This is a genomic window from Sorangium sp. So ce204, assembly GCF_051526795.1.
Classification (GTDB): domain Bacteria; phylum Myxococcota_A; class Polyangia; order Polyangiales; family Polyangiaceae; genus Sorangium; species Sorangium cellulosum_B.
Genome location: NZ_CP150317.1, coordinates 6,433,256 through 6,458,494, shown reverse-complemented (window position 1 = coordinate 6,458,494; position 25,239 = coordinate 6,433,256). Strand labels below are relative to the sequence as shown.

At 71.4% G+C, this 25,239-nt stretch carries 16 protein-coding genes and 3 pseudogenes; 10 read left to right on the top strand and 9 right to left on the bottom strand.

Going from position 1 to position 25,239, the window contains the following annotated elements; genetic code table 11:
* Window positions 1-124: 124 nt before the first annotated feature.
* A complete protein-coding gene (locus WMF22_RS23985) occupies window positions 125-2,851 on the bottom strand; it encodes a helicase HerA-like domain-containing protein (RefSeq protein WP_438037145.1) in 2,727 nt (908 codons plus the stop codon).
* Window positions 2,852-3,135: 284 nt separating this feature from the next.
* On the opposite strand from WMF22_RS23985, the gene WMF22_RS23980 reads away from it, so the two are divergent.
* From WMF22_RS23980 to WMF22_RS23965, 4 genes are all read left to right on the top strand, one after another.
* Complete coding sequence (locus WMF22_RS23980) at window positions 3,136-3,492, top strand: hypothetical protein (protein ID WP_437301400.1); 357 nt, start codon at window positions 3,136-3,138, stop codon at window positions 3,490-3,492.
* 22 nt (window positions 3,493-3,514) lie between these two features.
* Entirely contained in the window at window positions 3,515-3,910 is a 396-nt protein-coding gene (locus tag WMF22_RS23975; RefSeq protein ID WP_438037144.1) for an HNH endonuclease, read from the top strand.
* Between the two features lie 216 nt (window positions 3,911-4,126).
* Complete coding sequence (locus WMF22_RS23970; RefSeq protein WP_437301398.1) at window positions 4,127-6,436, top strand: serine/threonine-protein kinase; 2,310 nt, start codon at window positions 4,127-4,129, stop codon at window positions 6,434-6,436.
* 64 nt (window positions 6,437-6,500) lie between these two features.
* A complete protein-coding gene (locus tag WMF22_RS23965) occupies window positions 6,501-6,824 on the top strand; it encodes a hypothetical protein (protein ID WP_012236999.1) in 324 nt (107 codons plus the stop codon).
* A 16-nt stretch (window positions 6,825-6,840) separates the two neighbouring features.
* Here WMF22_RS23965 and WMF22_RS23960 read toward each other — a convergent pair whose 3' ends face one another.
* A complete protein-coding gene (locus WMF22_RS23960; RefSeq protein WP_231865002.1) occupies window positions 6,841-7,149 on the bottom strand; it encodes a rhodanese-like domain-containing protein in 309 nt (102 codons plus the stop codon).
* A 99-nt stretch (window positions 7,150-7,248) separates the two neighbouring features.
* Window positions 7,249-10,149 (bottom strand): hybrid sensor histidine kinase/response regulator, encoded by a 2,901-nt coding sequence (locus WMF22_RS23955; RefSeq protein WP_438037143.1) that lies wholly within the window; start codon window positions 10,147-10,149, stop codon window positions 7,249-7,251.
* Window positions 10,150-10,499: 350 nt separating this feature from the next.
* Here WMF22_RS23955 and WMF22_RS23950 point away from each other — a divergent pair, with 350 nt between their 5' ends.
* The 5 genes from WMF22_RS23950 to WMF22_RS23930 all read left to right on the top strand — a co-directional run bounded on the left by WMF22_RS23950 (window position 10,500) and on the right by WMF22_RS23930 (window position 18,073).
* Window positions 10,500-13,079: a DEAD/DEAH box helicase gene (locus WMF22_RS23950; RefSeq protein ID WP_438037142.1), complete on the top strand. Its 2,580-nt coding sequence runs from the start codon at window positions 10,500-10,502 to the stop codon at window positions 13,077-13,079.
* 96 nt (window positions 13,080-13,175) lie between these two features.
* Window positions 13,176-14,459 (top strand): AAA family ATPase, encoded by a 1,284-nt coding sequence (locus WMF22_RS23945; protein ID WP_437301395.1) that lies wholly within the window; start codon window positions 13,176-13,178, stop codon window positions 14,457-14,459.
* Window positions 14,456-15,037, top strand: a complete 582-nt coding sequence (locus WMF22_RS23940) for a hypothetical protein (protein ID WP_437301394.1) — start codon at window positions 14,456-14,458, stop codon at window positions 15,035-15,037. The genes WMF22_RS23945 and WMF22_RS23940 overlap by 4 nt, the downstream gene beginning before the upstream one ends.
* Window positions 15,038-15,099: 62 nt before the next feature.
* Complete coding sequence (locus WMF22_RS23935; RefSeq protein ID WP_438037141.1) at window positions 15,100-17,430, top strand: alpha/beta fold hydrolase; 2,331 nt, start codon at window positions 15,100-15,102, stop codon at window positions 17,428-17,430.
* Between the two features lie 94 nt (window positions 17,431-17,524).
* Entirely contained in the window at window positions 17,525-18,073 is a 549-nt protein-coding gene (locus WMF22_RS23930) for a DUF892 family protein (RefSeq protein WP_437301392.1), read from the top strand.
* 154 nt (window positions 18,074-18,227) lie between these two features.
* Here WMF22_RS23930 and WMF22_RS23925 read toward each other — a convergent pair.
* From WMF22_RS23925 to WMF22_RS23900, 6 genes and pseudogenes are all read right to left on the bottom strand, one after another.
* A pseudogene (locus WMF22_RS23925) lies at window positions 18,228-18,905 on the bottom strand (DNA alkylation repair protein); the annotation flags it as partial.
* A 100-nt stretch (window positions 18,906-19,005) separates the two neighbouring features.
* On the bottom strand, window positions 19,006-20,007 hold the full coding sequence (locus WMF22_RS23920) for a chemotaxis protein CheB (protein WP_438037140.1): 1,002 nt from the start codon (window positions 20,005-20,007) through the stop codon (window positions 19,006-19,008).
* A gap of 89 nt (window positions 20,008-20,096) precedes the next feature.
* A complete protein-coding gene (locus tag WMF22_RS23915; protein WP_437301391.1) occupies window positions 20,097-20,396 on the bottom strand; it encodes a response regulator in 300 nt (99 codons plus the stop codon).
* Window positions 20,397-20,577: 181 nt separating this feature from the next.
* Window positions 20,578-21,468, bottom strand: a pseudogene (locus tag WMF22_RS23910) (sensor histidine kinase); the annotation flags it as partial.
* Window positions 21,469-22,073: 605 nt separating this feature from the next.
* Window positions 22,074-23,105, bottom strand: coding sequence for a CheR family methyltransferase (locus tag WMF22_RS23905; RefSeq protein WP_438037277.1), 1,032 nt, complete (start codon window positions 23,103-23,105; stop codon window positions 22,074-22,076).
* Between the two features lie 63 nt (window positions 23,106-23,168).
* Window positions 23,169-23,914 (bottom strand): annotated as a pseudogene (locus WMF22_RS23900) (chemotaxis protein CheB); the annotation flags it as partial.
* A gap of 517 nt (window positions 23,915-24,431) precedes the next feature.
* Here WMF22_RS23900 and WMF22_RS23895 point away from each other — a divergent pair.
* A complete protein-coding gene (locus tag WMF22_RS23895; RefSeq protein ID WP_438037139.1) occupies window positions 24,432-25,187 on the top strand; it encodes a Uma2 family endonuclease in 756 nt (251 codons plus the stop codon).
* Window positions 25,188-25,239: the final 52 nt, after the last annotated feature.

The following is a 25,239-nucleotide window of genomic DNA, read 5'->3' as shown; positions in this document are numbered from 1 at the left end:
CGGAGGCGCGCTGTACTGCACGGAATCCCTGCAGCGAGCTGGGCTGCGCTCGGGATCGCCTCAAGCGGGCGCACCGGACCCCGGACGGGCTTCGGGTCGAGGTTGCGGGCGTCCCGCCGCGGGCTCACGCAGGGCCGGCGAGCGTCGCGGCCCAGGCGAGCGCCACGAACGCGACCTCGACGTCGTTCTTCTTGGGGACGAGGCGCTTCGTCTCGATGCCCTCGCCGGCGCGCAGCGGGAGCTGCTCCAGCGCCGCGAGCTCGGCGGCCTGCGCGGCGTGGAGGTCGCGGAGCGCGGCGTCCGCCTCGGTCCACTCCTGCCGCGCGCGCTCGAGCTTCGCGGCGGCCTTGTCGCGCTGGGTCCCGGCGCGCCGGGCGGTGTCCCGGCCGGCGACGAGCCCGAGGAGCGCGGCGCCCACGGCGCCGGGGAGCGCGGCCACCTCGGCCTCGGCCTCGCCGTACCGCGCCTTCGCGACGGCGATGCGCTCGCCGAGGCGCGCGATCCTGGGCGCGAACCGGCCGACGACCTGCTGCTGCTCGGCGGCGGCGAGCCGGGCCGCGGCGGCGCGGCAGCGGGCGGCGAACGCCTCGAGAGGCTCGCCGTCGTCCTGCGCGAGCCCGAGCTCCTTGTGGACGGCCACCGCGGCCTCGGTCGTGCGGTAGGCGTGCTCCCGGAGCGCGCGCGCCGCGGCCTGCGCGGTGGCGCGCTTCGCGAGCGGGGCGGGCAGCTCGGCGAAGCGGGCGCCCGCGGCGGGCGCCGTGGCGAGCAGCGAGGCGTCGAGCCGGGCGACGCGCGAGAGATCCGGCCTGCCGTCGGGCAGGAGCGGGGCGGCGAGGAGCTGGCTCCGGTTGAGGGCGACGCCGAGCTTCGTGTCGCGCAGGTGGGCGATCACGGAGGCAGCAACCCACGGGATGTACCGGAAGCCCTCCGGCGCGGCGGCAGGGGCGTGCGCGTAGAGGCTCCGCCAGCCCTCGGGAGGCGGCGGGGGCGCGGCCGCAGCCGGCGGGGGCGTCGGCGCCCTTGCGCCGGCTTCCGCGCGAGCGGCCCCGCTGCGCCGCGCGGGCTGCGGTGCGGGCGGCGCGTGGCGCGGGTCGAGGACGACCGTGCCGCCCGGGCCCACGGCCGCGCGCTGGGCGGGGCTCGACGGACCGGGCGACGCACGCTTCGGAGCGGGAGGTGCGAGCCTAGGATCCAGAGAATCAGCTCTGGGATCTGGTTGTTTTGACCTTGCATCCAGAGAATCAGCTCTGGGATCTGGTTGTTTTGACCTTGCATCCAGAGAATCAGCTCTGGGATCTGGTTGTTTTGACCTTACATCCAGAGAATCAGCTCTGGGATCTGGTTGTTTTGACCCAGGATCGAGAGAATCACGTGTCGGCCTGGGCGTGGCGCGTGTCGGATCGGGCGCAGGCGCAGGCGGCGGGGGAGGGGAGATGCTCCGGACGAGGCGACCGATCTCGCGCCGGGTGACCGGGCCACGCAGCCACGACAGGCTGAAGCGCGTCTCGGCGAGGAACGACGGCGGCTGCATGTGGACGTCGCGCACGAAGAACGTGCGCGGGGGGAGCGCCTTCAGCGTGGCCGAGAGGGCCGCGGCCCCGACGCCGCCGGCGCCGCCGTCCGCGCCCGAGAGCCCCTCGACGACGCGCTCGCGGTCGGCGTCGGTCTGGAGCCGGCCCACGAACCACGCGCCGGCGTTCGAGAGCGCCTTGTAGTCGAGGTCCATCGGGTTCTGCGTGGCGAGGACGACGCCGACCCCGAAGGCGCGCGCCTGCTTCAGCAGCGCGAGCAGCGGCCGCTTCGTGGGCGGGTTCGCCGGGTGCGGCGGCAGGAAGCCGAAGACCTCGTCGAAGACCACGAGGGCGCGCAGGTCGCTCGTGCCCGGGAGGCCGCGCACCCACGAGAGCAGCTGATCGAACAGCAGCCCGAGGACGAGGAGCCGCTCGTCGTCGTCGAGGTGCGCGACGCTGACGATCACCGCCGGGGTCTTGCCGCCGCCGCTGCCTGCCTGCGGCGCGAGCCACGCCGCGACGTCGAGCGGCGCGCCCTTGCGCCAGGTGGCGAACGTGGGCGAGGCGAGCAGGGTGTTGAGCTCGCGGGCGAGCGCCTGGCGCTCCTTGGGGGCGAAGAACTCGTCGACGCCGAGGGCGCCCACGGCGGCGATCGGCGGATCGGCCAGGTCCGCGAGCAGCTCCTCGAGCCCCGCGGCCCGCCGCGCGCGCAGCCGCCGCTCGGCGAGGTGCGCGAGCAGCACGTGCTCGCGGCTCCGGGCCGGATCCGGGTCGCGGCCGACGAGCCGGAGCAGGAGCGACAGCGAGGCCGAGAGCGCCTCGCGGGCGGCCTCCTCGTCCTCGTCCCAGAGCGGGGAGGGGGCCTCGAGCGCCGACAGCACGTGGACCGGCTCGCCCGCCGTGGTGCCCGGCGTCAGCAGGCGCGGGGCCATGCGGGCGCGGAGCGCGGCGACGTCGCCCGACCCGAGCCCCGACGAGGCGAGGCCGTCGCGCCAGCGCGCCGCGAGCCCCTCGGCGACGTCGGCCGTGGAGCGGCCGTCGCGCGCGGCCGCCGAGGGGTCGATCCACGGCTCGAACTCGGCCGCGGAGAGCTCCGGGAACGTGAAGAGCAGGTTGGGCAGGTCGCCCTTCACGTCGACCATGAGCACCGGGACGCCCGAGCGCAGCGCCTCCTCGACGAGGACCATGACGAGCCCGGTCTTGCCGCTGCCGGTCATGCCGACGACCACGCCGTGGGTCACGAGGTGGTGCGCCGGCAGCTCGAACGGGCGCGCGCCCGCGGCGCCGGGATCGCCCGAGAGCGGGCGGGAGCGGCCCAGGGTGAAGGGGCGGGTCGGCATGAGGGCGGGCTCGTGCCATGGCGAGAGGGATGTCGCAATGCCGGAGGGGGCGGGGAAGGCGTCGCAGGCGAGGGGGTGCGGGCAAGCCCGGCGTCGTCGCGTCGCGCGTTCTCGCGACGGGTGGCGAACGTGACGCGCGGCGGGACCCCCTCGAGCACGGCGCCGCGTGCGGTACGCCGTTCTTGCGTTTGCCGCGCCTCGCGAGGGAGTCACCATGAAGTTCGCGCGACGGCGATGGCGCCGGACGCGCTAGGCTCACCCGAGCCAACGCTGCGCGAGGTGCCATGTCGTCGATCACCCTCGACGTCCCTGACGAGGTTGCCGAGAAGCTGCACGCTCTGGCGGATCGATTGCCTCGGATTCTCGACCTCGGGCTGCGTGCGCTGAGCGCGGAAGCCTCCTCGGAGTACGAGGGGGTCGCGGATATCCTGGAGCTCCTGGCGACCTTGCCGACGGCCGAAGAGGTGCTGGGCCTCCGGGCAGCCCCGACGCTGCAGCATCGGATCCAGGAGCTCCTGGAGAAGAGCCGCCGCTCAGGGCTCAGCCCCGAAGAGCAGCTCGAGTGGGAACGGATCGACTACATCGAGCATCTGGTCCGGATCGCCAAGGCGAAGGCGGCGATGAAGCTCAAGGACAGATGAGCCCACGCAAATCACGGCCGCGTTGCGGCGGCTCGTCGGCGAGCGAGCCGGGGGTCGCTGCGAGTACTGCCTCATCCCGGAGCAGATGACGCTGGCGGCGCACGAGATCGATCACATCGTTGCGCTGAAGCATGGTGGCGCGACCGCACCGGAGAATCTCGCCCTCTCTTGCGTCCTGTGCAACAAGCACAAAGGGACTGATCTCGCTTCCATCGATGTGGAGACCGGGGAGCTCACAGCCTTGTTCAACCCGCGGCGGGACGCCTGGAGCGATCATTTCGAGGTGCATGGGGAGGAGCTCGTCCCGAAGGCCGCCGTGGCACGGGTGACGGTGCGCCTGCTCCAGCTCAACCACCCGCGCCGGCGCGCGGAGCGACGGTTGTTGGTCGCGGCAGGGCTGCTCCCGGGGCCGCGGTAGCTGCCAGGGGCGAGCGCGGGGGGGCGCGTGAGGACGTCTGGGCCTCGCGCGCCGCGCGTGGCCGATGGCGCCCACCATGGGAGTGATGGAAGGTGCGCGGCCTGCCTACGGCGACCCTCGCGACCGCGTTCCGCTGCCCCCGCATCCGGCCGCCCCCACCCCCGACGTCCCGCATCTTCGCGTCAAAAAAAGCGGGAGCGCGGCTATAGTGTGCCCATGGAGGTCGGGCCATCGGAACCGGATGCCCCCGCGTCAACGGCGGGCATCCCAGCGATAGGCGAGGTCTTCGCGCAGAAATACCGCCTCGAGCGCAGCCTCGGCCGGGGCGCCATGGGCGTCATCTTCGCCGCCGAGCACGTCTCGCTGCGCCAGCGCGTGGCCGTCAAGTTCCTCCTCCCCCGCGCGATGACGCTGCCCGGCGCGAGCGCCCGCTTCCTGCGCGAGGCGCGCGCCGCGGCGGCGATCCGCAGCGAGCACGTCGCCCGCGTCATCGACGTCGGCACGGGCGATCTCGGCGTCCCCTACCTCGTCATGGAGTACCTGCGCGGCCGCGATCTCCAGCGGGAGATCGAGGCGCGCGGGCCCTTGCCCGTGTCCGAGGCGGTCGATTACGTGATCCAGGGCTGCGAGGCCATCGCCGAGGCGCACGCGCGCGGCATCGTCCATCGGGACCTCAAGCCGGGGAACCTCTTCCTCACGACCGGCGCGACCGGCGCGCCCATCGTCAAGGTGCTCGATTTCGGCCTCTCCAAGTCGGCCGCCGCCGAGGACGACGGCAAGCTCACGGCGTCCGAGATGATGCTCGGCTCCCCCTGCTACATGTCGCCCGAGCAGGTGCGGTGCTCGAAAGACGTCGACGCGCGCACCGACATCTGGTCGCTCGGCGTCATCCTCTACCAGCTCCTGACGGCGCGCTTTCCCTTCGAGGTGTCCAGGATCTCGGCGCTCTTCGTCGCCATCGCCATGCAGGCGCCCACGCCGCCGCGGGTGCACCGGATGGATCTTCCGGCCCGGCTCGAGGACATCATCCTGCGCTGCCTCGAGAAAGAGCCGGAGCTGCGCGTCCAGACCGTGGCGCATCTGGCGCGCGAGCTCGCGCCGTTCGGCTCGGAGCACTCCGCCCGCGCCCTGGCGCAGATCGAGGCGATCGCCCGGGGCAAGGCCTTTCCGTCGTCGCGGCCCCTCGGGCCCTCGGGCGACGGCGTCGCGAGCACGCTGCCCGCCGCGGCCAACGACGGCCCGGGCGCTTCGTCGACCCTGCCGGACGCGCCGGACGCCGAAAAAGGGGCGGGAGCCGGGGCAGGTCCCTGCTCGACGGCGCTCGCGCCCGGCGGCGACCACGTGACCACCCTGCCCAGCCAGGGCGCTGCGGCGGCGACCTCGTCCAGCGCCGACGCCCCGTCCAGCGAGCGTCGCACGCTCCCCCTCGTGGCCGTCGCGGAGCGGCCCACGCTGGCGCTGGCGCGGAGCAGCGGCCCCACGACCCCGGCGCAGGACAGCAGGCCCACGCTGAAGATGGTGCGGAACGACCGGTCCTCGCACGGGGGGAGCGCCGAGGACGGCCCCACGCTGACGATGCCCCGGAGCGACGGCCTCGCGCTGAAGATGGCGCAAGGCAGCGGTTCCGTGCTGGCGACAGCGCAGGGCAGCGGCGCCGCGCTGAAAATGGCGGAGGACATCGGCCCCGCGCCGGCGACGGCGCAGGACAGCGGCGCCGCGCTGAAGACGGCGCAGGACAGCGGCATCGCGCTGAAGGCGGCTCCCGAGGACGGCCCGACGCTGACGATGGCGCGCGATGAAGGCCCGACGCTGACGATGGCGCGCGAGGAGGGCCCCACGTCGGCGATGGCGGGCGAAGAAGGCCCCACGCTGACGATGGCGCGCGAGGACGGCCCCACGCTGACGATGGCGCGCAAGCGGGGGGCGCCGCCGCAGCAGCTCGGCGCGGGCAAGCGGGCGGTGCCGCTGACCCAGCCGGACGGCCAGCCGGACGGGAAGGAGATCGCCTGGAGCCGGCGCGAAGGGACCGAACGCCGCCGCGAGCGGTGGCGCTCCCGCGCGTTCCGCTGGCGCCGCAACGCGGGCGCGTGGATCGCGGCCGCCGCAACGCTCCTCGCCGCGGTAGCGCTCGCCGCGGCGCGCTGGTCGGCGAGCTCGAGCGCGCCGGTGGCCGCCAGGTCGCCGGCGGGCCAGGACGCGCCGATGACCCTCGCGGGCACGGCCGGCCCTGCGCCGTTCGGCACGCCCGCGCCCTCCGGCGTCGCGCCGGCCCCGGAAGCGCCCTCGCAACCCGCGGATCCGGCCGGGGCCGACGCGCCCTCCGCGGTCGACGCTGCCGCCACGACGCCCGAGCCCGCAGCGGTCCCTGAACACCGCCCGCAAGGGGTCCGGCCCCCCAAGGTGCGGCGGCGGCCCGGCACCCTCGCGCCCTCGCGCTCGCGCACCGTCTCGCCAGAGCGCGACGTGTACGGCGGAGGCGCCGAGGACGTGTACGAGGACCTGGAGACGATCCGCGACAAGCGGTAGACCCGGCCTCGCGCTCCCCGCGCGGGCGGCGTCTCCACACCGGCGGGCCGCAGGGACAGGCATCATGGCGAAGAAGAAGCTCTCGGCCCGCGCCGCCCGGCGCGAAGGCGATCGCACGTCGGCGAAGCTCACCCGCGATATCGAGCGGCTCGCGCTGCTCGAGCCGGGCCACACCCCCGGGCGCGCCATCCCCCTCGACGCGGCCTCGCAGGTCGAGGTGGCCGCCCGGTCGATCCCGTGCCCGCGCTGCCGCGGCGCCTTCCGCGTGGAAGACCACACGGCCGAGACGCTCGACGGCGTCCGCCTCCGCGTCGCGAAGGTCGCCTGCAGCGCGTGCGGCGCAGGCCGATCGCTCTACTTCCGGCTCGGCGCCGCCTCGCTCAACTGAGCTCGTCGATGGGGGATCAGTACCGCGGGACGCTCTCGTCGATGTGGATCGACCACGCGTCGATGCCGCCCTGGAGCGAGGCGACGCGCTCGTGGCCGAGCTTCTCGAGGAGGGCGGCGGCCGAGAGGCTCCGGACGCCGTGGTGGCAGTAGGCGACGACCAGCGCGCCCTCGCCCGGCGCGACCTCGTCGGCCCGCTCGACGAGCTCGTTCAGCGGGATCAGCGTGCTGCCCGGCAGCGCGGCGATCTCGTGCTCGCCGGGCGTGCGCACGTCGAGGAGGTACACGGGCTCGCCCGCCTTCAGCTTCAGAAAGAGGTCTTTCACGGAAATCTGTTGGACCATGGCCGTGCTCGCCATCCCGCCGTGGACGGCGCTGTAAAGGCTTCTACCTAATCCAAAGAGCTCCCCCGGAGCAACCGCCGCTCATCGGCTCGTCCGATCGGTCGGAGCCGTCTCGCTCGTCTGGTTCGTCTGGTTCGTCTGGTTCGCCCGATCCTTGGCCAGCGCCGCGATCACCCCGACGAGCTCGGCCGGATCCAGGGGCTTGGCGACGTGCGCCTGGTACCCGGCGCCGAGCGCCCGCGCCTTGTCCTCGGCCCGCGCCAGCGCGCTGAGCGCGACGGCCGGCGTCGCCCCGCCGAGCGCCTCGTCGAGGCCCCGCACCCTGCGGATGAGCTGGAAGCCGTCCTCGCCAGGCATCCCGAGGTCGCTGACGAGGACGTCGGGCCGATCCTGCGAAAGGATGGCCAGCGCCTCGGCGGCGGATCCCGCGGTCGTGACCGTCGCCTCGCACTCCTCCAGCACGCGCTGGGCGACCTCGCGCGCGTCGGGCTGGTCGTCGACCACCAGCACCCGCATGCCGGCGAGCGACGCGCCCGGGTAGTCGGCCAGCGCCTCGGCGCACGCCTCGCTGGGGCGCTCCGCCGCGTCGGGCGCCTGCTGCGAGACGCCGGCGAGCGGCAGCGTCACGGTGAAGGTCGCGCCCAGGTGCTCGCCCTGGCTCGCGACCTCCACGGTGCCGCCGTGCAGCTCGACCAGGTGCTTGACGATCGACAGGCCGATGCCGAGCCCGCCGTGCTTCCTCGTCGAGGACGCGTCCGCCTGCCGGAAGCGCTCGAACAGGTGGGGGAGGAACTGCGGGGCGATGCCCATGCCGGTGTCGGTCACCGACAGCGCGGCGTGCGCGCCCTCGCGCCGCAGCGCGACGTCGATCCGCCCGCCCGGGGGCGTGAACTTCACGGCGTTCGACAGGAGGTTCCAGACGACCTGGTGGATCCGCGCGGGATCCCCCCTCAGGGAGCTCGCCTCGGGGTCGATGCTCGAGGCGACCGCGATCCCCTTGGTCTCCGCCGCGAGCTGGATCGCCTCGATCGCGCTCTGGATGACCGTCGGCAGGTCGACCGGCTGCACGTCGAGCCGCAGCTTCCCCGAGACGATCCGGCTCATGTCGAGCAGCTCGGACACCATGTCGGCCTGGAGCCGCGCGTTGCGCTCGATGACCTCGAGCCCCCGCGCGAGCGTCTGCACATCGGGCGCCCGGCCCCGCAGGATGCGCGCCCAGCCGAGGATGGCGTTGATGGGCGAGCGCAGCTCGTGCGAGAGCGTCGCGACGAAGTCGTCCTTGACCCGGCTCACCCGCTCCGCCTCGTCGCGCGCGGCGCGCTCGCTCTCGAGCAGCTTCTGGCGCTCTTCCTCGGCCAGCCGCTCCGCGGTGACGTCCTCGGTGATCCCCATGAACGAGTCCACGCTGCCCTCGGGCCCGAGCTCGGGGATGATCCGGGCGCGGAACCGCCGCCCGCCGAGGCTGAACTCCATCCGCTGCGGTCTGGCCGTCGCGAGCGCCTCGCGGCACGCGGCCTCGCTCACCTCGATCACCTCGGTCGGGAGCCCGTTGTCGTGGGGCGTCCTGCCGATGTAATGCTCCGGCGGGAACCCCATCACCGTCCACGAGGTGGGCGACATGAAGGTGCAGCGCAGGTCGAGGTCCAGGCGGTAGATCACGTCGGGCGAGTTCGCCATCAGCGACGCGAGCTCCCGCTCGCGCGCGCGGAGCTCGTCCTCCAGGCGCCCGCGCTCCGCGATGACCCGCTGCGCCTCGTCGAGCGCCGCGCGGAGCCGGCCCTCGCTCTCGCGCAGCGCGTCCTCCGTGCGCTTGAGCCGGCTGACGTCGAGACAGATGCCGACCCAGGCGGTGATCTCGCCTTGCTCGTCGCGGACCGGGACGCCCCGGTTGAGGACGGGGTGGACGGCGCCGTCAGGGCTGACGTAACGGAGCTCCTCCTCGAACGGCTCACCCCGCCGTACGCACTCCTCGAAGATCGCGACCTTCTGCCGGTCGTCCGGGTGCAGCGTCTCGATCCACCCGTGACCCGAGCATTGCTCCTGCTTTATCCCGGCCATCTGGAGGAACGCGTGGCTGCTGTAGATGTTCTGTCCTGCCGCGTCGCTGACCCAGAGGCCATAGTCGATGGACTCCCCGATGGCGCGGAAGACCTGCTCGCACCGCTGGACCGCCGCCTCCGTCTGCCGGAGCGCCGTCATGTCGAGCACGATCGCGAAGCCGGCCTCCTCGTACCGCTCACCGGGCAGCAGACAGCCGCTCACCAGCATCTTGAGGCGCCTGCCGTCGCGCAGCACATAGGTCCTCTCGAAGGGCGTGAACGTCCACCGGCTCGCCCGCAGCTCCGCCAGGGCGCGGTCGCCGGCGGCGCGATCCTCCGGCGACATGTCGGCATCCCAGCGGACCAGGCCGGCCGCGACCTCTTCCCGCGTGTGGCCCACGAGCTTCAGATAGGCGTCGTTCGCCTCGATGATGCGTCCGTCATGCGTCCAGAAGGCCATCGGGGCCATGTTGCTGTGGAAGATGTTCCGCAGCTTGGCCTCGCACTCCGCCAGCGCCTGCTCCGCGGCGAGCGCCCGCTCCTCCGCGTTCCTCGGCTCGGTGATGTCCTCGACGAACACCACCGCGCGATACGGCCTCTGCCGGACGTCACGGACGAAGACGCCGGTCACGTGGAGCGAGCGGACGTCGCCGTCCTTGCAGCGGCAGCTCATCTCGAAGGTGAGCTCCTCCTCGTCGGCTTCGAGGAGCGAGCGCCACGCGGCCAGCGAGCCCGCGCGGTCTTCCGGCAGCGCGAGATCCGACAGCTTTTTCTGGAGCAGCTCGCCCTCCGAGTAGCCCAGCAGCAGGCAAAGCGAGCTGCTGACGCGCAGGATCCTCCCGCTCGACGCGTCGATCCGCGCGGTCCCCCTGCTGGGCGCTCGCGTCGCCCAGGCTGGTTGTCCGGCCGTTTCCCCCATCCGCCGCTCGCCCTGATCCTCCATGCACCCGCCCGTTCGGCCGTGGTTGCATGGCGTTCCCCCCTGGTGTTTCGTCCGGCCACGCTATCACGATCGCGTGACGCTGCGGGCGGCATGGTGCCCCGAACGCCACCGTCCTCTTCTCGTCCGGCTTGCCTGGGCGGGGCCTGCTGCGTCCGCTCCGCCTCTTCCGTCTGCCGTGTCGGCCGCGCCAGCGCGACAGCGGTGTCGGTTGCGCCTGCCGCGTCGGTCCCGCTCCTATCGCGCGTCGCGGGCGATCCGGCCTGGACATGGAGGAGTTTGCTTGCATTCTCGCTGAAACCAGGCTTCTGCATGGTGGGCCCGCGCCCATGGGCGCGCGCCCGACAGCCGCCATGGATCAAGCCGCCGCCCCGCTCCTCGCTCGCCTCCCGCCGTCGCCTCACGACTTCACGGCCGACGATCTCCTGAACGGCTTCCTCGACTACGTCGCCGAGCGGGGGCTCGAGCTCTACCCGGCGCAGGAGGAGGCCATCCTCGAGATCTTCGGCGGCAAGAACGTGATCCTCAACACGCCGACCGGCTCGGGCAAGTCGCTCGTCGCGGCCGCCATGCACTTCAAGGCGCTCGCCGAGGGGATGAAGTCGTACTACACGTGCCCGATCAAGGCGCTCGTCAGCGAGAAGTTCTTCTCGCTCTGCAACGACTTCGGCCCCGAGAACGTGGGCATGTTGACGGGCGACGCGGCCGTGAACCGCGACGCGCCCATCATCTGCTGCACCGCGGAGATCCTCGCGAACATCGCGCTCCGCGAGGGCGAGAAGGCGCTCTGCGACTACGTGATCATGGACGAGTTCCACTACTACTCGGATCGCGATCGCGGCGCGGCCTGGCAGATCCCGCTGCTCACGCTGCCGCAGGCGAGGTTCTTGCTCATGAGCGCCACGCTCGGAGGCACCGAGTTCTTCCAGGAGGAGCTCACGCGCCTGACGGGCGAGCAGACCGCCGTGATCAAGTCGACCGTGCGCCCGGTGCCGCTCGACTTCGAGTACCGCGAGACGCCGCTCCACGAGACCGTCGCGACGCTCGTGAAGAGCGGCAAGGCGCCGATCTACATCGTGAGCTTCACGCAGCGGGGCTGCGCCGAGGAGGCGCAGAACCTGATGAGCCAGGACTACTGCACCAAGGAGGAGAAGCGGGCGATCACCGCCGCCCTCGCGGGCGCGGGGCCGGGCTCCGCGTTCGGGGGCCCGTTCAAGTTCTCGAGCCCCTACGGCCGCGAGGTGCAGCGCTTCGTCAGGCACGGGATCGGGCTCCACCACGCGGGGCTCCTGCCGAAGTACCGGCTGCTCGTCGAGAAGCTGGCCCAGCAGGGGCACCTCAAGATCATCTGCGGCACGGACACGCTCGGCGTCGGCGTCAACATCCCGATCCGCACGGTGCTGTTCACGAAGCTCTGCAAGTTCGACGGCGAGAAGACGGCCATCCTGAGCGTGCGTGACTTCCAGCAGATCAGCGGCCGGGCCGGCCGGAAGGGGTTCGACAACCAGGGGAGCGTCGTCGCCCAGGCGCCGGAGCACGTCATCGAGAACATGAGGCTCGACGCGAAGGCGGGGAACGACCCGGCCAAGCGGCGGAAGATCGTCAGGAAGAAGCCGCCGGAGAAGGGCTATGTGCACTGGGACCGGCAGACGTTCGAGAGGCTGATCCAGTCGCCGCCCGAGCCGCTCGTGTCCCGGTTCCAGGTCACGCACGGCATGCTCGTCAACGTGCTCGGGCGCGAGGAGGGCGGCTGTCTGGCGCTGAAGCGGCTCATCCGCGGCACCCACGATCGGCCGGCGGTCCGGCGCCAGCACGGCAGGACGGCGATGCTCCTCTTCCGCTCGCTCGTGGAGGCGCGCATCATCGAGTTCGTCCCCAGGGAAGACGGGCCGGGCAAGCGCCTCCGCATCAACGCGGATCTCCAGGAGGACTTCTCGCTGAACCACGCCCTCTCGCTCTACGTCCTCGAGACGGTGGGCAAGCTGGATCCCGACAGCGGCACCTATCCGCTCGATCTCTTGACGCTCGTCGAGTCGATCCTCGAGAACCCCGACCTCATCCTGCAGAAGCAGCTCGATCGGCTGAAGACCGAGAAGCTCGCGGAGCTGAAGGCGGCGGGCGTGGAGTACGAGCAGCGGATGGAGGAGCTCGAGAAGCTCGATTATCCGAGGCCGAACCGCGAGTTCATCTACGGGACCTACAACGACTTCGCGCGGCGGCACCCGTGGGTGGGGCAGGAGAACATCCGTCCGAAGGGCGTCGCGCGCGAGATGTACGAGCAATACCTGTCGTTCAGCGAGTACATCCGGGAGTACAACCTGGAGCGGGCGGAGGGGCTGCTCCTCAGGTACGTCTCCGAGGTGTACAAGGCGCTCGTCCAGACGGTGCCCGAGTACGCGAAGGACAGCGACACCATCGACATGATCGCCTATTTCCGGGCGCTCATCCGCGGCGTGGACTCGAGCCTGCTCGACGAGTGGGAGCGGCTGCGCGACCCGTCGTTCCAGCCGCGCGCGGCGGCGCCGGGCGGCGCCGTGGAGCAGGCCGCGTTCGACGTCACGCGGAACGTCAAGGAGTTCACCGTGCTCGTGAGGAACGAGCTCTTCTTCTTCCTGCGCGCGCTGGCCCGCCGCGACTACGAGGTCGCCGCCGAGATGGTGGAGGGGGAGGAGGCGCCCTGGACGGCGGATCGGCTGGACGAGGCGCTCCGAGGCTACTACGCGGAGCACGCCGCGATCCGCACCGATCCGGCGGCCCGGAGCCCGAGCAACACGATCATCCAACCCGCCGAGGACGGCGGCTCCTGGGTCGTCCAGCAGATCATCGCCGATCCGGAGGACCACAACGACTGGATGCTCGACTGCAAGGTGGATATCGATCGCTCGCGCGAGGCGGGGCGGCCGGTCATCGTGCTCCGGCGCATCGCGAGCTGACCGAGAGGGAGCGGCAGCGCTGGCGGGGATCGACCATCGCATGGGATGCTCCAGGGCCGAGACGGAGCAACGCGCGGAGAAGGGTAGGGTTGAACGATGCTGAGGCGGGTCCGCCTGGTACGGTTCAAGAACTTCGAGGACGCGACGCTCTCGCTGGGTCCGTTCACGCTGCTCGTCGGGGCGAACGCGGCGGGGAAGAGCAACGTGCGCGAGGCGCTCCGCTTCCTGCACGGGGTCGGGCGTGGGTACACACTGGCAGAGATCTTCGGGGGCAAGTACACGGCCGGCGAGCGGCAATGGGACGGGCTGCGCGGTGGCGTGCGGGAGGCGAGCTTCCGGGGGGCGGGGAGCTTTGTCCTCGAGGTGGACATCGATCTGGCCGTCGAGGGGGGTGATGTCCATGATGCGGGACGATACTCCATCGAGGTGGAGATAGCTCCGCTGCCACGGGTTGCCTCGGAGTCGCTTCGCTCTGGCGGGACGAGCCCCATCCTCGTTTACGAGGCACGACCGTACCGCAATACGTCGGGAGGACAGCTGTCGGAACAGCTGATCATCACGGTCAATGATCCCGACTCGATCGAGGGGCCCGACTCCTGGATACAGTCCGAGCGCTCGGATGCTCCCGCGCTGACGAGGCTCCTTGGCGAGCCCCCTGACGCCGTCATCAGCGCCGAGCGCGCGCTCGGGTCGATGCGCTTCATCGACCTCGCTCCCGCCGCCATGTGTCAGCCGAGCGTTCCGGGACAAGCCAACCTCTCCGATCGTGGGGAGAACCTGTCCTCCGTCCTGCAGACCCTTTGCTCGCGCGAGGACACCAAATCGGAGCTCCTGCACTGGCTCCGCGCGCTGACGCCGATGGACGTGGTCGATCTGAAGTTCCCAGCGGATCTTCGCGGGCAGGTGCTGCTCGTCCTCGTCGAGAAGGACGGGACCGAGCTGTCCGCGTACAGCGCCTCGGAGGGCACGCTGCGCTTCCTCGGCCTCCTCGCCGCCCTCCTTTCACCGGAGCCGACGCTCTTCTTTCTCGAGGAGATCGAGAGCGGCCTCCACCCGAGCCGGCTGCGGCTCCTGCTCGACCTCATCAGCGCACGGGCGCGCGACGGCCGCGTCCAGGTCGTCGCGACGACGCACTCGCCCGCGCTCCTCGCGCAGCTCGACGACGAGCTCCTCGCGCACGCATCGCTCGTCTACCGGCTGGAGGGAGAGCCGTCCGGTCGCATCGTCCGCCTCGTCGATGTCCCCGACGCGGAGCGCGTCCTCCGCGGCCACGATCGCGGTGATCTGCTGGCGTCGGGGTGGTTCGAGGACATGATGGAGTTCGCCGCATCCCCGAGGGAGCCCACGAAGCGAGCTTCTCCCGAGGAGAGCGGGCCGTGAACGTCTTGATCATCCCCGAGGATTCACGCCGGGACAAGGAGCTGCTCAGGCCCATCATCCAGGCGCTCATGGCCGAGCTGGGCAGGCCCAAGGCCAAGGTTCGCGTCTGCGAGCAGCCGGTGCTCGGCGGTGTAGGGGAGGCGCTCAAGTGGGAGCGCATTCACAAGATCCTCGATCGCTGGGGAGGCCAAACCGATCTCTTTCTGCTCCTCGTCGATCGCGATGGTGCGCAGAACGCCGGGCGGCGAGCCGCCCTCGATTCGTTGGAGCAGCGGAGCGCCGCCGTGCTGGCGGAGGGGCAGGCTCTGCTCGGCGAGCTCGCGATCGAGGAGATCGAGGTCTGGGTGCTCGCGGGGCACAACCTCCCCTCGGAGTGGAAATGGCTCGAAATTCGCGCCGATGCTCACCCGAAGGAATCCTTTTTCGCGAGCTTCCTGACACAGCACCGCAAGATGGCTGCTGATGCTGCTGGCCGGGCTATCGTCGCGGAAGAGGCGGCGCGCTCGATACGACGTATCCTCCAGCTCTGCCCGGAGGACCTCGGGCGCCTCGCCGCGCGGATCCGCGCGCGGATCTGACCCGGACGACGCGGCCGGCAGCACTGTTTGACATCTCGGCGGCAGCGGGAGAGATAGCGGACATGCGAAGTCCGCTGCTCCCCGCTCGCTGGTGGTCGCTCTCCGTTCTCCTGGCCGCCGCCTGCGCCCCGCCCACCGGCTCGTCCCCGCCGAGGGCCGCCTCGCCCGCCAAGGCCGCTTCGCCCGCCAAGGCCGCCGCGGCGGTGAAGCAGGCCGCCTCGCCGGACAAGACGCGCATCGCCGGGCCGGAGGCGAGCCGGATCACGTACGCCCACCTCGGCCGGCAACCGCCGCTCGGAGCGCGGCTGCCCCGGGCGATCCAGTACGCGCCCGGCGGCAAGCTGATCACCTACCTCCAGCGGCAGGCGGACCGGCCGGAGCAGGCGCTCTTCGCCTTCGACACGGCGTCGCGCGAGACACGGCAGCTCGTCGCCTCGGGCGACCTGCTGAAGGACGCGAAGCCGCTGTCCCGCGAGGAGGAGCTCCGCCGCGAGCGACAGCGCATGTTCTCCAGGGGAATCACGGCCTATTCGTGGGCGAAGCGGGCAGAGGTCCTGCTCATCCCCTTCGGCGGCGACCTCTTCTTGCGCGACGCGCGCGACCCGAAAGGGGCGATCGCGCGGCTCACCGACACGCCCGCGCCGGAGATCGATCCGAAGGTGTGCGACGGCGGCGAGCGCGTGGTGTTCGTCCGCGGGCGCGAGCTCTTCATGGTCGACGTCGCCTCGCGCCGCGAGACGGCGCTGACCCGGGGGGCGCCCGAGGGGGTGTCGCGCGGCCTGAGCGACTTCAACGGTCAGGAGGAGTTCGATGAGCCGAGCGGCTTCTGGATCTCCCCCGGCTGCGACCGGGTGGCTTACCTGGAGGTCGACGAGCGAGAGGTCGAGAAGGTGCCAGTCCTCGGCTTCCGCGACGGCAAGGAAGATCTCATGATGGCGCGTTACCCGCGCGTCGGCGGCAAGAACCCCCGCGTCCGGGCGGGCATCCTCGATCTCGCCACCAGGAAGACGACATGGCTCACGGGGAAGGGCGGCGATGGCGAAGGCGAGCGCTACCTCGGCCGGTTCGCCTGGGCGGAAGACGGCAAGGCGCTCTGGTTCCAGACCCTCTCGCGCGACCAGAAGCGCCTCGCGCTCCTCCGCGCGACGCCGCGCTCGGGCGAGGCCGCCGAGGTCGTCGTCGAGACCTCGCCGACGTGGGTGGACTTCGCCGACATGCGGCTCCTCGAGCGCTCGCCGAGGTTCCTCTGGTCGACCGCCGAGGGCGGCCACCACCACCTCGCGCTGCGGGACGCCGGCTCGGGCGCCGAGCTCGCGCGGCTCACCGCGGGCGACTGGGACATCACCTCGCTCCTTCCGCCGGACGAGGAGCGCGGCCTCGCGCGCTTCGTGGCGACCAAGGACGGCCCGACCGAGCGCCACCTCTACGCCGTGCCGCTCGCGGGCGGCGAGCTGAAGCGGCTCACGTCCGACCCGGGGATGCACCAGATCACCGTGGATCCGAGGGGACCGGGGTACGTCGAGCTCCACGCGGCCCTGGATCGCCCGTGGAAAGGGGCGGTGAGGGGCGCGGACAACGCCGAGCTCGGCGCGCTGCCGGCGCCCGTGGACCGCGAGCTCGCGGAGCTCGAGCTGCGCGCCCCCGAGATCGTCGAGGTGCGCGCCGCGAGCGGCGACACGCTCTACGGCGCGCTGCTCGCGCCGCGGAGGATCGAGCCCGGCCGCCGCTATCCGGTCGTGGTGAGCGTGTACGGGGGGCCCGGCGTCCAGACGGTGTTCAACTCGTGGTCGCCCTGGCTCCTGTGGAATCACCTCGCGGACCGCGGGGTGGTGGTGTTTCAGCTCGACAACCGCGGCTCGGCGAACCGCGGGCGCGCGTTCGAGTCCGCCATTTACGGGCGCCTCGGCGAGGTCGAGCTCGCCGACCAGATCGCGGGCCTCGATTTCCTGAAGACGCTGCCTTACGTCGACGCGGGCCGCGTGGGGATCTACGGCCACAGCTACGGCGGCAGGATGGCGCTGGAGGCGCTCCTCATGGCGCCGGACCGCTTCCACGTGGGCGTCGCGGGATCACCGGTGAGCGACGATCGGCTCTACGACACGGGCTACACGGAGCGGTACATGGGTCTCCTCGGCAAGGAGGCCGCGCGGTACGAGGCGACCGATCTCACGAGGCGCGCGGGCAACCTGCGCGGGAAGCTGCTCCTCATGCATGGGCTCATGGATGAGAACGTGCACTTTGCGCACACGGCGAAGATGATCGAGGCGCTGATGGCCGCGGACAAGCGGTTCGACACCCTCGTGTTCCCGGGCGAGCGGCACGGCTACCGGTCGCCGGCCGCGAGCCATTACGCGAACCGCGCCATCGTCGAGTACCTGACAGAGCACCTCTGATCGCCGCGCGCCGCGCCCGGCCGGCGCGCTGCCCGCCGCGCAGGCGCGGCGCGCGGCGGCCTGCGAATCGCATGCGCCCCGGTCGGAGGCATCCATGAAGAAGCTTGCACAGACGAACAGGGACAAGGCCATCGACCTGCTCAGCGAGCGGCTGACCTTCGAGCGCGCAGGCGTCAAGCTGTACGACTCCATCGTGGAGAAGATCGGCCGCGCGGCCGATCCTCTCCTGATGACCCGGCTCGGTCAGCTCAAGGAGCACCGGGACCAGGAGAAGGAGCACGAGGAGTGGCTCGAGACGCAGATCCGCGCGCTGGGCGGGGACGCGCACGCCGAGACGGACATGTCGCGGCTCGTCGCGGTCGAGTCGCGGGGCATCGAGCAGATCGTGCTCGACGGGGACATGAACCCGACCCACCTCTTCCACGCGCTGCTCACCGCGGAGCTCGTCGACAACGCCGGCTGGCAGCTGCTGCTCGAGCTCGCCGACGAGGCGGACGACAGCGAGGCGAGGCAGGCGTTCCGGCGCCGCCTGCACGAGGAGGAAGATCACCTGATCTTCACGCGCAAGGTCGTCGAGCGGCTCACCCGCAAGGAGCTGCTCGGGCCGCCAGGCGAGCTGTTCACGACGGCGCACCCTGTGTGATCCAGCGCCGGACGGCGCGTGTGGCGGAACTGGCGGGCTAGGCTCGCTTCGCGGCGGCGGCCTTGGCGGGCTTCGTGGCGGCCTTGGTGGGCTTCGCGGCGGCCTTGGCGGGCTTCGCGGCGGCCTTGGCGGGCTTCGCGGCGGCCTTGGTGGGCTTCGCCGCCGGCTTCCTGGCCCAGATGCTCTCGATGTAGGCGGTCGCGTCGGGCGTCTTGCAGCTCGTCTCGCCGTGGTCGATCTCGACCTTGCCGATGCGCCGCGCGGCCGTGAGCGCCATGCCGCGCAGCGGCTCGTTCCTCCCGCCGATGCTGATGAGCGCGCTGTTCATCCCCTCGCGGGCGCGGTTCTTCGCCCGGTGGATCGACGCCTCGATCACCGAGAGCCGCTCCTCGAACACGCTGTCGGGAACCGACGGGTCCTCGGTCGCGAGCAGGCCGAGGAGCGTCCAGCCCGCGCGGCCAATCCACTCGTCGCTCGACGCGGTCCAGCGCGCCATCGCGTCCCGGGCGAACGGCGTCTTCAGCGCGACGCGCTTCATGAGCAGATCGATGAGCAGCGGAGAGCGCAGGCCGTCGAGCCACGCCTCGAGCTTGTCCCAGGTGAAGCGCTCCGGATCGGCGATCGCCACCGCCAGCGTCCTCGCGTCGCCGTTGCCCGTCGCCCACAGCGCCTCGGCGAGCTCGTGGTCGCGCTTGATCCGCTTCTCCAGCGCGTTCATGTGGGCGAAGCTCACGCCGAAGAGCGGATCGGTCATCCCGTGGCGCCGGTACACCTTGCGGTTCTGCTCGGTGCCGAGCCGCTCCAGCTCGCCCATCACCTTGGCAAAATCCATGGGCCACACCTAGCCCTTCTGGCCATCGTGCGCCACGGCGCGCTCGCCCCGCCGCGCCCTCCGCGGCGCCGCGGCCTCGGCCCGCTCCGCGAGCGGCCGCTCACCCCGTCGGCGGCAGCCGCCCCCGCGTCGGGCTGGCGCTCCTTGTCGGCCCGTTGCCCTCACCGGTGCCCAGCAGCGCCCGGCGCACCAGGGCGCCCCGCTCCTCGGCCACCCGGACTCGCTCCTCGTAAAGGGCCAGCAACAGCGGCTGGTTCCGCTCCGCCGCGCGCGCCACCATCCGCCGCGCCAGCGCCGCGCTGTCCTCGATCGTGCGGAGCGCGATCCACAGCGCCGCGTCGAGCGCCGAGGCCTGCTCGTCCTCCAGGCCCTCCGGAGAGTAGCGATGGCCGACCTTGCACCTGAACTGGAGCGTCGCGCCGTCGTCGCGCCGGACCAGGTTCCCGCCGCACCCCGGACAGGTGAAATCGCTCTCGATCGCATCCACCGTCGCCCCCCCTGTCGCCGATCGCCGCTCTGCCGGGGCTCCACCGGCCTCCTGCTGCACCAGATCCATGAGGAGCGGCGCCAGCTGCGCCAAGGGGACACTGTGGTCCACCGGGACGTTGTCGAGCGCGCTCTGCGGCATCTCCGAGAACAGGGCGTCTTTCGGATCCTGGACCACGGCGATGCCGCCGTAGCGCTTCACATCCATGAGCCCGGCCGTGCCGCAGTCGCGCATGCCGGAGAGGACGACGCCGATCACGCGGTTGCCGTACGCCGCCGCCGCGGTCCTGAACAGCGGGTCCACGGCCGGCCTGTGCCCGTTCTCGCGCGCGCTGTGCACCACGCGCACCACGCCATCTCCGAGCAGGAGATGGTTGTCCACCGGCGCGACGTAGACCCGCCCTCGCTCGATCGGCTCGCCGTCGACCGCCACCCCCACCTGCAGCCGGGTCGACCGCCCGAGGATCGTGGCGAGCATGCTCCGCGCCGTCGCCGGAAGGTGAAGGACCACGAACAGAGACGCTGGCAGTTCGGCAGGCAGCCCCCCGAGAAGCACGATCAGCGCCTCCACGCCTCCAGCCGACGCCCCGATCGTGATGATGTCCGGTTCCGGCACAGTGCGCCTCGCTGAGGAGAGGGGGAGAAGCGAAGCAGACGAGAAGACGAGAAGAAGAGGAGAGGCGCGGCCCCGCTCGCAGGCGCCGCCTACGAAGGCGGGCGGACCACCCGCGCCATGGTGGAGAGGAGCACACCCATGCTCGCCGGCTTCTGGATGACGGCCGCCGCCGAGAGCTGCTCGGCCGCTGTCCGGAGATCATCGGGCGTCCGCGCCGAGAAGAGCACGATGGGCGGCCGATCCGACACGCCCCGCAGCCGCTCGATCAGCTCCTCTGTCGTCGCGCCGGACACGGTCAGATCGAGCAACGCGGCGTCGTAGCGCCGCTCCGTCAACGCGGCGATCGCCTGGTCGGCGGTCTCGGCCGACTCGACGGCATAGTCGGCCATCCCCAGCAGCTCCCGGAGCATGTTGCTCGAGTCCAGGTCGTCTTCCACCACCAAGATCGTCCCCTTCATGGGCCTGGTCCCTTCCGCAGCGCCGCTCGACCGGCCGCGCGCGAGCGCAGGAGAGCGGCGTCGATTCAGCGCATCCGTCGTGTGCTTGTCGGTCCTCGATCAGCGGCAGCCTGACCGTGAAGGTCGCCCCCTTGCCTTCCGTGCTGCGCACAAAGATCTGGCCGCCGTGCGCCCTGATGATCTCCCTGCAAATGAAGAGCCCGAGGCCCATGCCTCCGCCGGAGGGGTGGCCGCCTCTCTCCACCTGGTAAAAGCTCGAGAACAGGTGAGGCAAGTTGGCCGCGGGGATCCCCGGGCCGTAGTCCTCCACGTCCAGCTCGGCGCCCCCGCCTGCGCGCCGCAATCGCACCTCGACCTGGGGGGTGCCGTTCGCGTGCTTGAAGGCGTTGACGATCAGGTTCATGAGGACCTGCTCCAGGCGCGCGGCGTCGCCCTTCACCACGAGCGGCTCCGCGGTGCCGGGGGGCAGCACGACGTGGATCTTCGGCGTCGCCGAGAGCGACTGGGCGCCCTCGGCGGCGCTCGCGACCAGCGGGACGAGGTCCACGTCCTCGAGCTGGAGCTCGAACTTCCCGGTCTGGATGCGGCTCGCGCTCACGAGATCGTCGACCAGCCGCGCGAGGCGCTCGCTCTGGTTGCGGGCGAGCGAGGCGAAGCGGTGAAGGCGTGCGTCGCCGTCCCTGGGGAGCAGGCTGAGCAGCATGTCGAGGTAGCCGTGGAGGGGCACGAGCGGCGTGCGGAGCTCGTGGCTCGCCATCGCGATGAAGCGATCCTGCAGCTTGCGGAGGCTCCGGTCCGTGATGTCGCGGAGGACGATCACGCCGCGCTCGGCCGTCTCTGCGGGGCGCGGGCTGCCGGTGGCGATGGGCTGGCCGGTGGCCTCGAAGTTCCGGCTCGCGCCGCCCGGGCCGGGGATGGAGAACTCGATCTGGAACTTCTCGCCTCGCGCGGCCCGCTGCTCCGGCGCGTCGTGGGCGGGCAGCAGCCGGCCCTTGTCGTCCATCGCGACCGGCCGGCCCTCACCGAACATCGTGAAATACGCGTCGTTCGTGAGCACCGGACGCCCGGCGCCGTCGACCACGAGGAGCGCGTCGCCCATGCTGTGCAGGATCGCGGAGAGCCGCGCCCGCTCGTTCTCGATCGGCGCGGACAGCTCCTGGATCTCGCGGCTCCTCGCCTCGAGATCGGCGTTCGTCGTGTTCAGCTCCTCGATCGTCGCCTGGAGCTCCTCGTTGACGGTCTCCAGCTCCTCGTTGGTCGCCTGGAACTCCTCGTTCAGCGTCTCGACCTCCTCCATGGCGGCCTGCGCCTCCTCGGTGGAGACCATCAGCTCCTCGTTGAGGGCGCGGAGCTGCTCGTGCGCCGACGTGAGCTCCTCGTTGGCCCGGAGCAGCTGACGGTTCTGCTCCGAGAGCCGCCGGATCATCAGCCTGTCCGCCTCGCCGGCGCGCTCCGCCTGCGCGCGCGCGGCGGCCTGCGCGTCGAGCTCGGAGCGCAGGCGATCGCGCTCGGCCGCCGTCCGATCGAGCTCCGCCCGGAGCCGCGCCCCCTGGGCGATCGCGTCGTCGCTGGCCTCCCGGCGCCGCACGGCCGCGGTGACGTCCTCGATCACCAGCAGCGCGACGGCGAGCTTGCTCGGGTCGAGCTCGATCTGGGGCACGACGCAGGAGAGCTGGATGGTGGTCCGCTCGCCTTGCGGCGTCGGGTCAAGGGCGATCTCGATCGGGTCCCGCGCCTCGCCCGGAAGGCGGCGTCGATGGCGTCGAGCAGCGGCCGGTGGGGGATGACCTGCGCCAGGTGCACGAAGTCCTGCCCGAGCGCCGTGCCGTGGATGCCGAGCAGGCGCCGCGCGGCGAAGTTGATCTCCAGGATGTCGTAGCGGCTGTCGATGACCACGATGCCCTGGCGGAAGCCCGAGAGCAGCAGGTCGATGGACAGGCGGGCGCGCGGCTGCTCCCTGAGGGGCCGCATGTTCATGAGGGGGCTCTTGCCGCGGGGAGCGCGCCTGGGCAGCACGGGGGGGAGGGAGGGACCGGGGGGGATGAGGATGCGCTCGCCGCGGCGCACGTAGATCTTGTAGTGGATGTCGTTGGGGACGAAGTACTCGCTGAGCGGGCTCGTCGTCTCGGCCTTGCCGAGCACGAGGTAGCCGCCTTCTCGCAGGGAGAAGGCGAAGAGGTGCAGCGTGCGGCGCTGGAGGTCGCTCGTGAAGTAGATGAGCACGTTGCGGCACACCACCAGATCGAGGTGCGGGAAGGGCGCGCGCTGGCCGAGGTCGTGCTCGCCGAAGACGGTGAGGCTGCGGATGCGCTTCTTGACCTGGTACTGGCCGTCGACCGCGACGAAGTACCGCTCGACGAGGTCAGGGGGCAGGTCCTCGACGGCGCTCGCCGCGTAGATCCCGCGTCGGGCGAACGCGATCGCCTCGCTGTCGACGTCGGTCGAGAAGATGCGGACGTTGAAGGCGTCGAGCTCGTCCCCGAGCAGCTCGCTGACCAGGATGGCGAGCGAGTACGGCTCCTCGCCGGTGGCGCACCCGGCCGACCAGATCCGCAGCGCCTTGTTGTCGCTGCGGGCGTGGGCGATGAGCCCGGGCAGGATCACGTCCCGGAGGTGCGCGAAGAGATCGGGGTCGCGCATGAACTCGGTGACCTTGATCAGGAAGCTGTTGATGAGCCGCGGGAGCTCGTCGGGGTGCTCGGTGAGGTGCTGCCCGTAGGCCTCGATGGACTCCGTGTTCGTGGCCGCCATCCTGCGCCGGAGCCGGCGCAGGATGGTCGCCTGTTTGTACTTCCTGAAATCGATCCCGCTCCGCTCGCGCACGAGATCGAGGAGCTCCTGGAGCCGCTTCTCGTCGTCCGCGGGGGGCTCGATGTACGTGCCCGCGAGCAGATCGTTGAGGATGGGCCCGATCCGATCGAGATCGGCCACGATGTCGACGGTGCTCGGGGCCAGCGACTCGGGCATGCCCGGGAAGCTCGCCGTCTGGGGATTCTCGATGATGACGGTGCCGCCGCCCTTTTTGACGTGGAGGGCGCCGGCGCTGCCGTCGGAGCCGTTGCCGGTCAGGATGACGGCGACGAGGCCCTCGCCGAAGACCTCCGCCGCGGTGCGGAAGAGCATGTCGACGGACGGCTTGGGTCGATCGGTGCTGTCGGGCCGGAGCCGGAGCTCGTGGTCGCTGATCTCCACGTCGCGCCCCGAGGGCACGACATAAACGACGCCGTCCTCGAGCGGGAGACCGTGGCGACGGTGCGGACGGGCAGCGCGCTGCGGCGGGCCAGCACGTCGACGAGGTGGCTGGGCCGCCGGGGGTCGAGGTGCTGGGCGATCACGATCGGCGCCGGGAATGGAGCCCTGAACGTGGAGACGAGCGTGCTGAGGGCCTGGATCCCGCCCGCCGAGCAGCCGATCACCACGAGCTGAGGTTTGATGCGGGGGTCTGCCATGAGTCTGTAATGAGCTCTTATATACGAGAATCTCAGGACGGATGAGGTGCGACGGGGCGGTTATGGTCAAAATATGGTCAAAAAATAAGGGCGCTCCTGAGCCTGGTGCAGCGCTTGGTCAGGCGCGTGTCCGGCGGGCGCGGCGGTGTCGCGCCTCCGGAGGGGATTCGAAGAAGGACGAGAATTCACTGACAGCCGCAAGAGGATGGAGTGAAGAGCTCGCGATTCGCCAAAAGAGCTCGTGATTCGCTCCAGGAGCTCGCGACTCGCGGGCCGCCCTTGTTGGCCATTGCGCGCTCGTCCCGAATTTTGTCATGCAGAGTTCTTCCGGGGGGCGCCTGTCGGCGCGGCGCGGGGGCGAAAGGCGCAGACCGCGCCGGGGGCGTCGGGCCGTCGGTGGCCCTGGAATCGTCACGGAGCTCCGTCGCGGCCGGTGTGGGGCCGTGGTACGGGGGGCCCTCCGCGAGGCGTTCGACCGCGAGGGCGACGAGCGGTACTCTCCCTGGAGGAGCGACGCATGGCCTTTCAGAGCGACACCTCGTTCGTCCCGATCCCGCCGCCCGGCGAGGACGAGCTGCCGTACGACGACGGGGAGCCGATGGAGTCCGAGCGGCATCGCAAGCAGATGGACCTCCTCATCGAGGCGCTGGATCTGCTGTGGAAGGAGCGCGACGACGTGTACGTCGGCGGCAACATGGCCATCTACTTCAGCGAGCTCCAGGCAAAGAAGAACGACTTTCGCGGGCCGGACGTCTTCGTGGTGCTCGACACGGTGAGGCGCGAGCGCAAGTCCTGGGTCGTCTGGCAAGAGGACGGAAGGACGCCCGACGTGGTGATCGAGCTGCTCTCGGAGAGCACCGAGAAGGTGGATCGCACCGACAAGATGCGGATCTACGCGAAGCTGCTGCGCGTGCCCGAGTACTACCTGTTCGATCCGTTCACCGGCGTCCTCGAGGCCTACGCGCTCGATCTCGCCACGATGGCGTACGCGCCCGTGGCACCCGGCGCCGGTGGCGACGTGGCGAGCCCGCGGCTGCACCTCGGGCTCGGCGTCCGCCGCGGCACGTACCACGGCCTCGAGGCCGACTGGCTGCGCTGGCTCGACCCGGAAGGGCGCGTGGTGCCCACGGGCGAGGAGCAGGCGCGGGCCGCGGAGGAGCAGGCGCGGGCCGCCGACGAGCGGGCACGCGCGGCGCAGCACGAGGCGACGCTCCTCGCAGCGCGGCTGGCCGAGTACGAGCAGCGGTTCGGCAAGCTGCCCGGCGGCGGCTAGCTCTGGTCGGAGGCTGCCGGGAGCCTCCCGGGAGAGCTGAGGCTCGACCCGG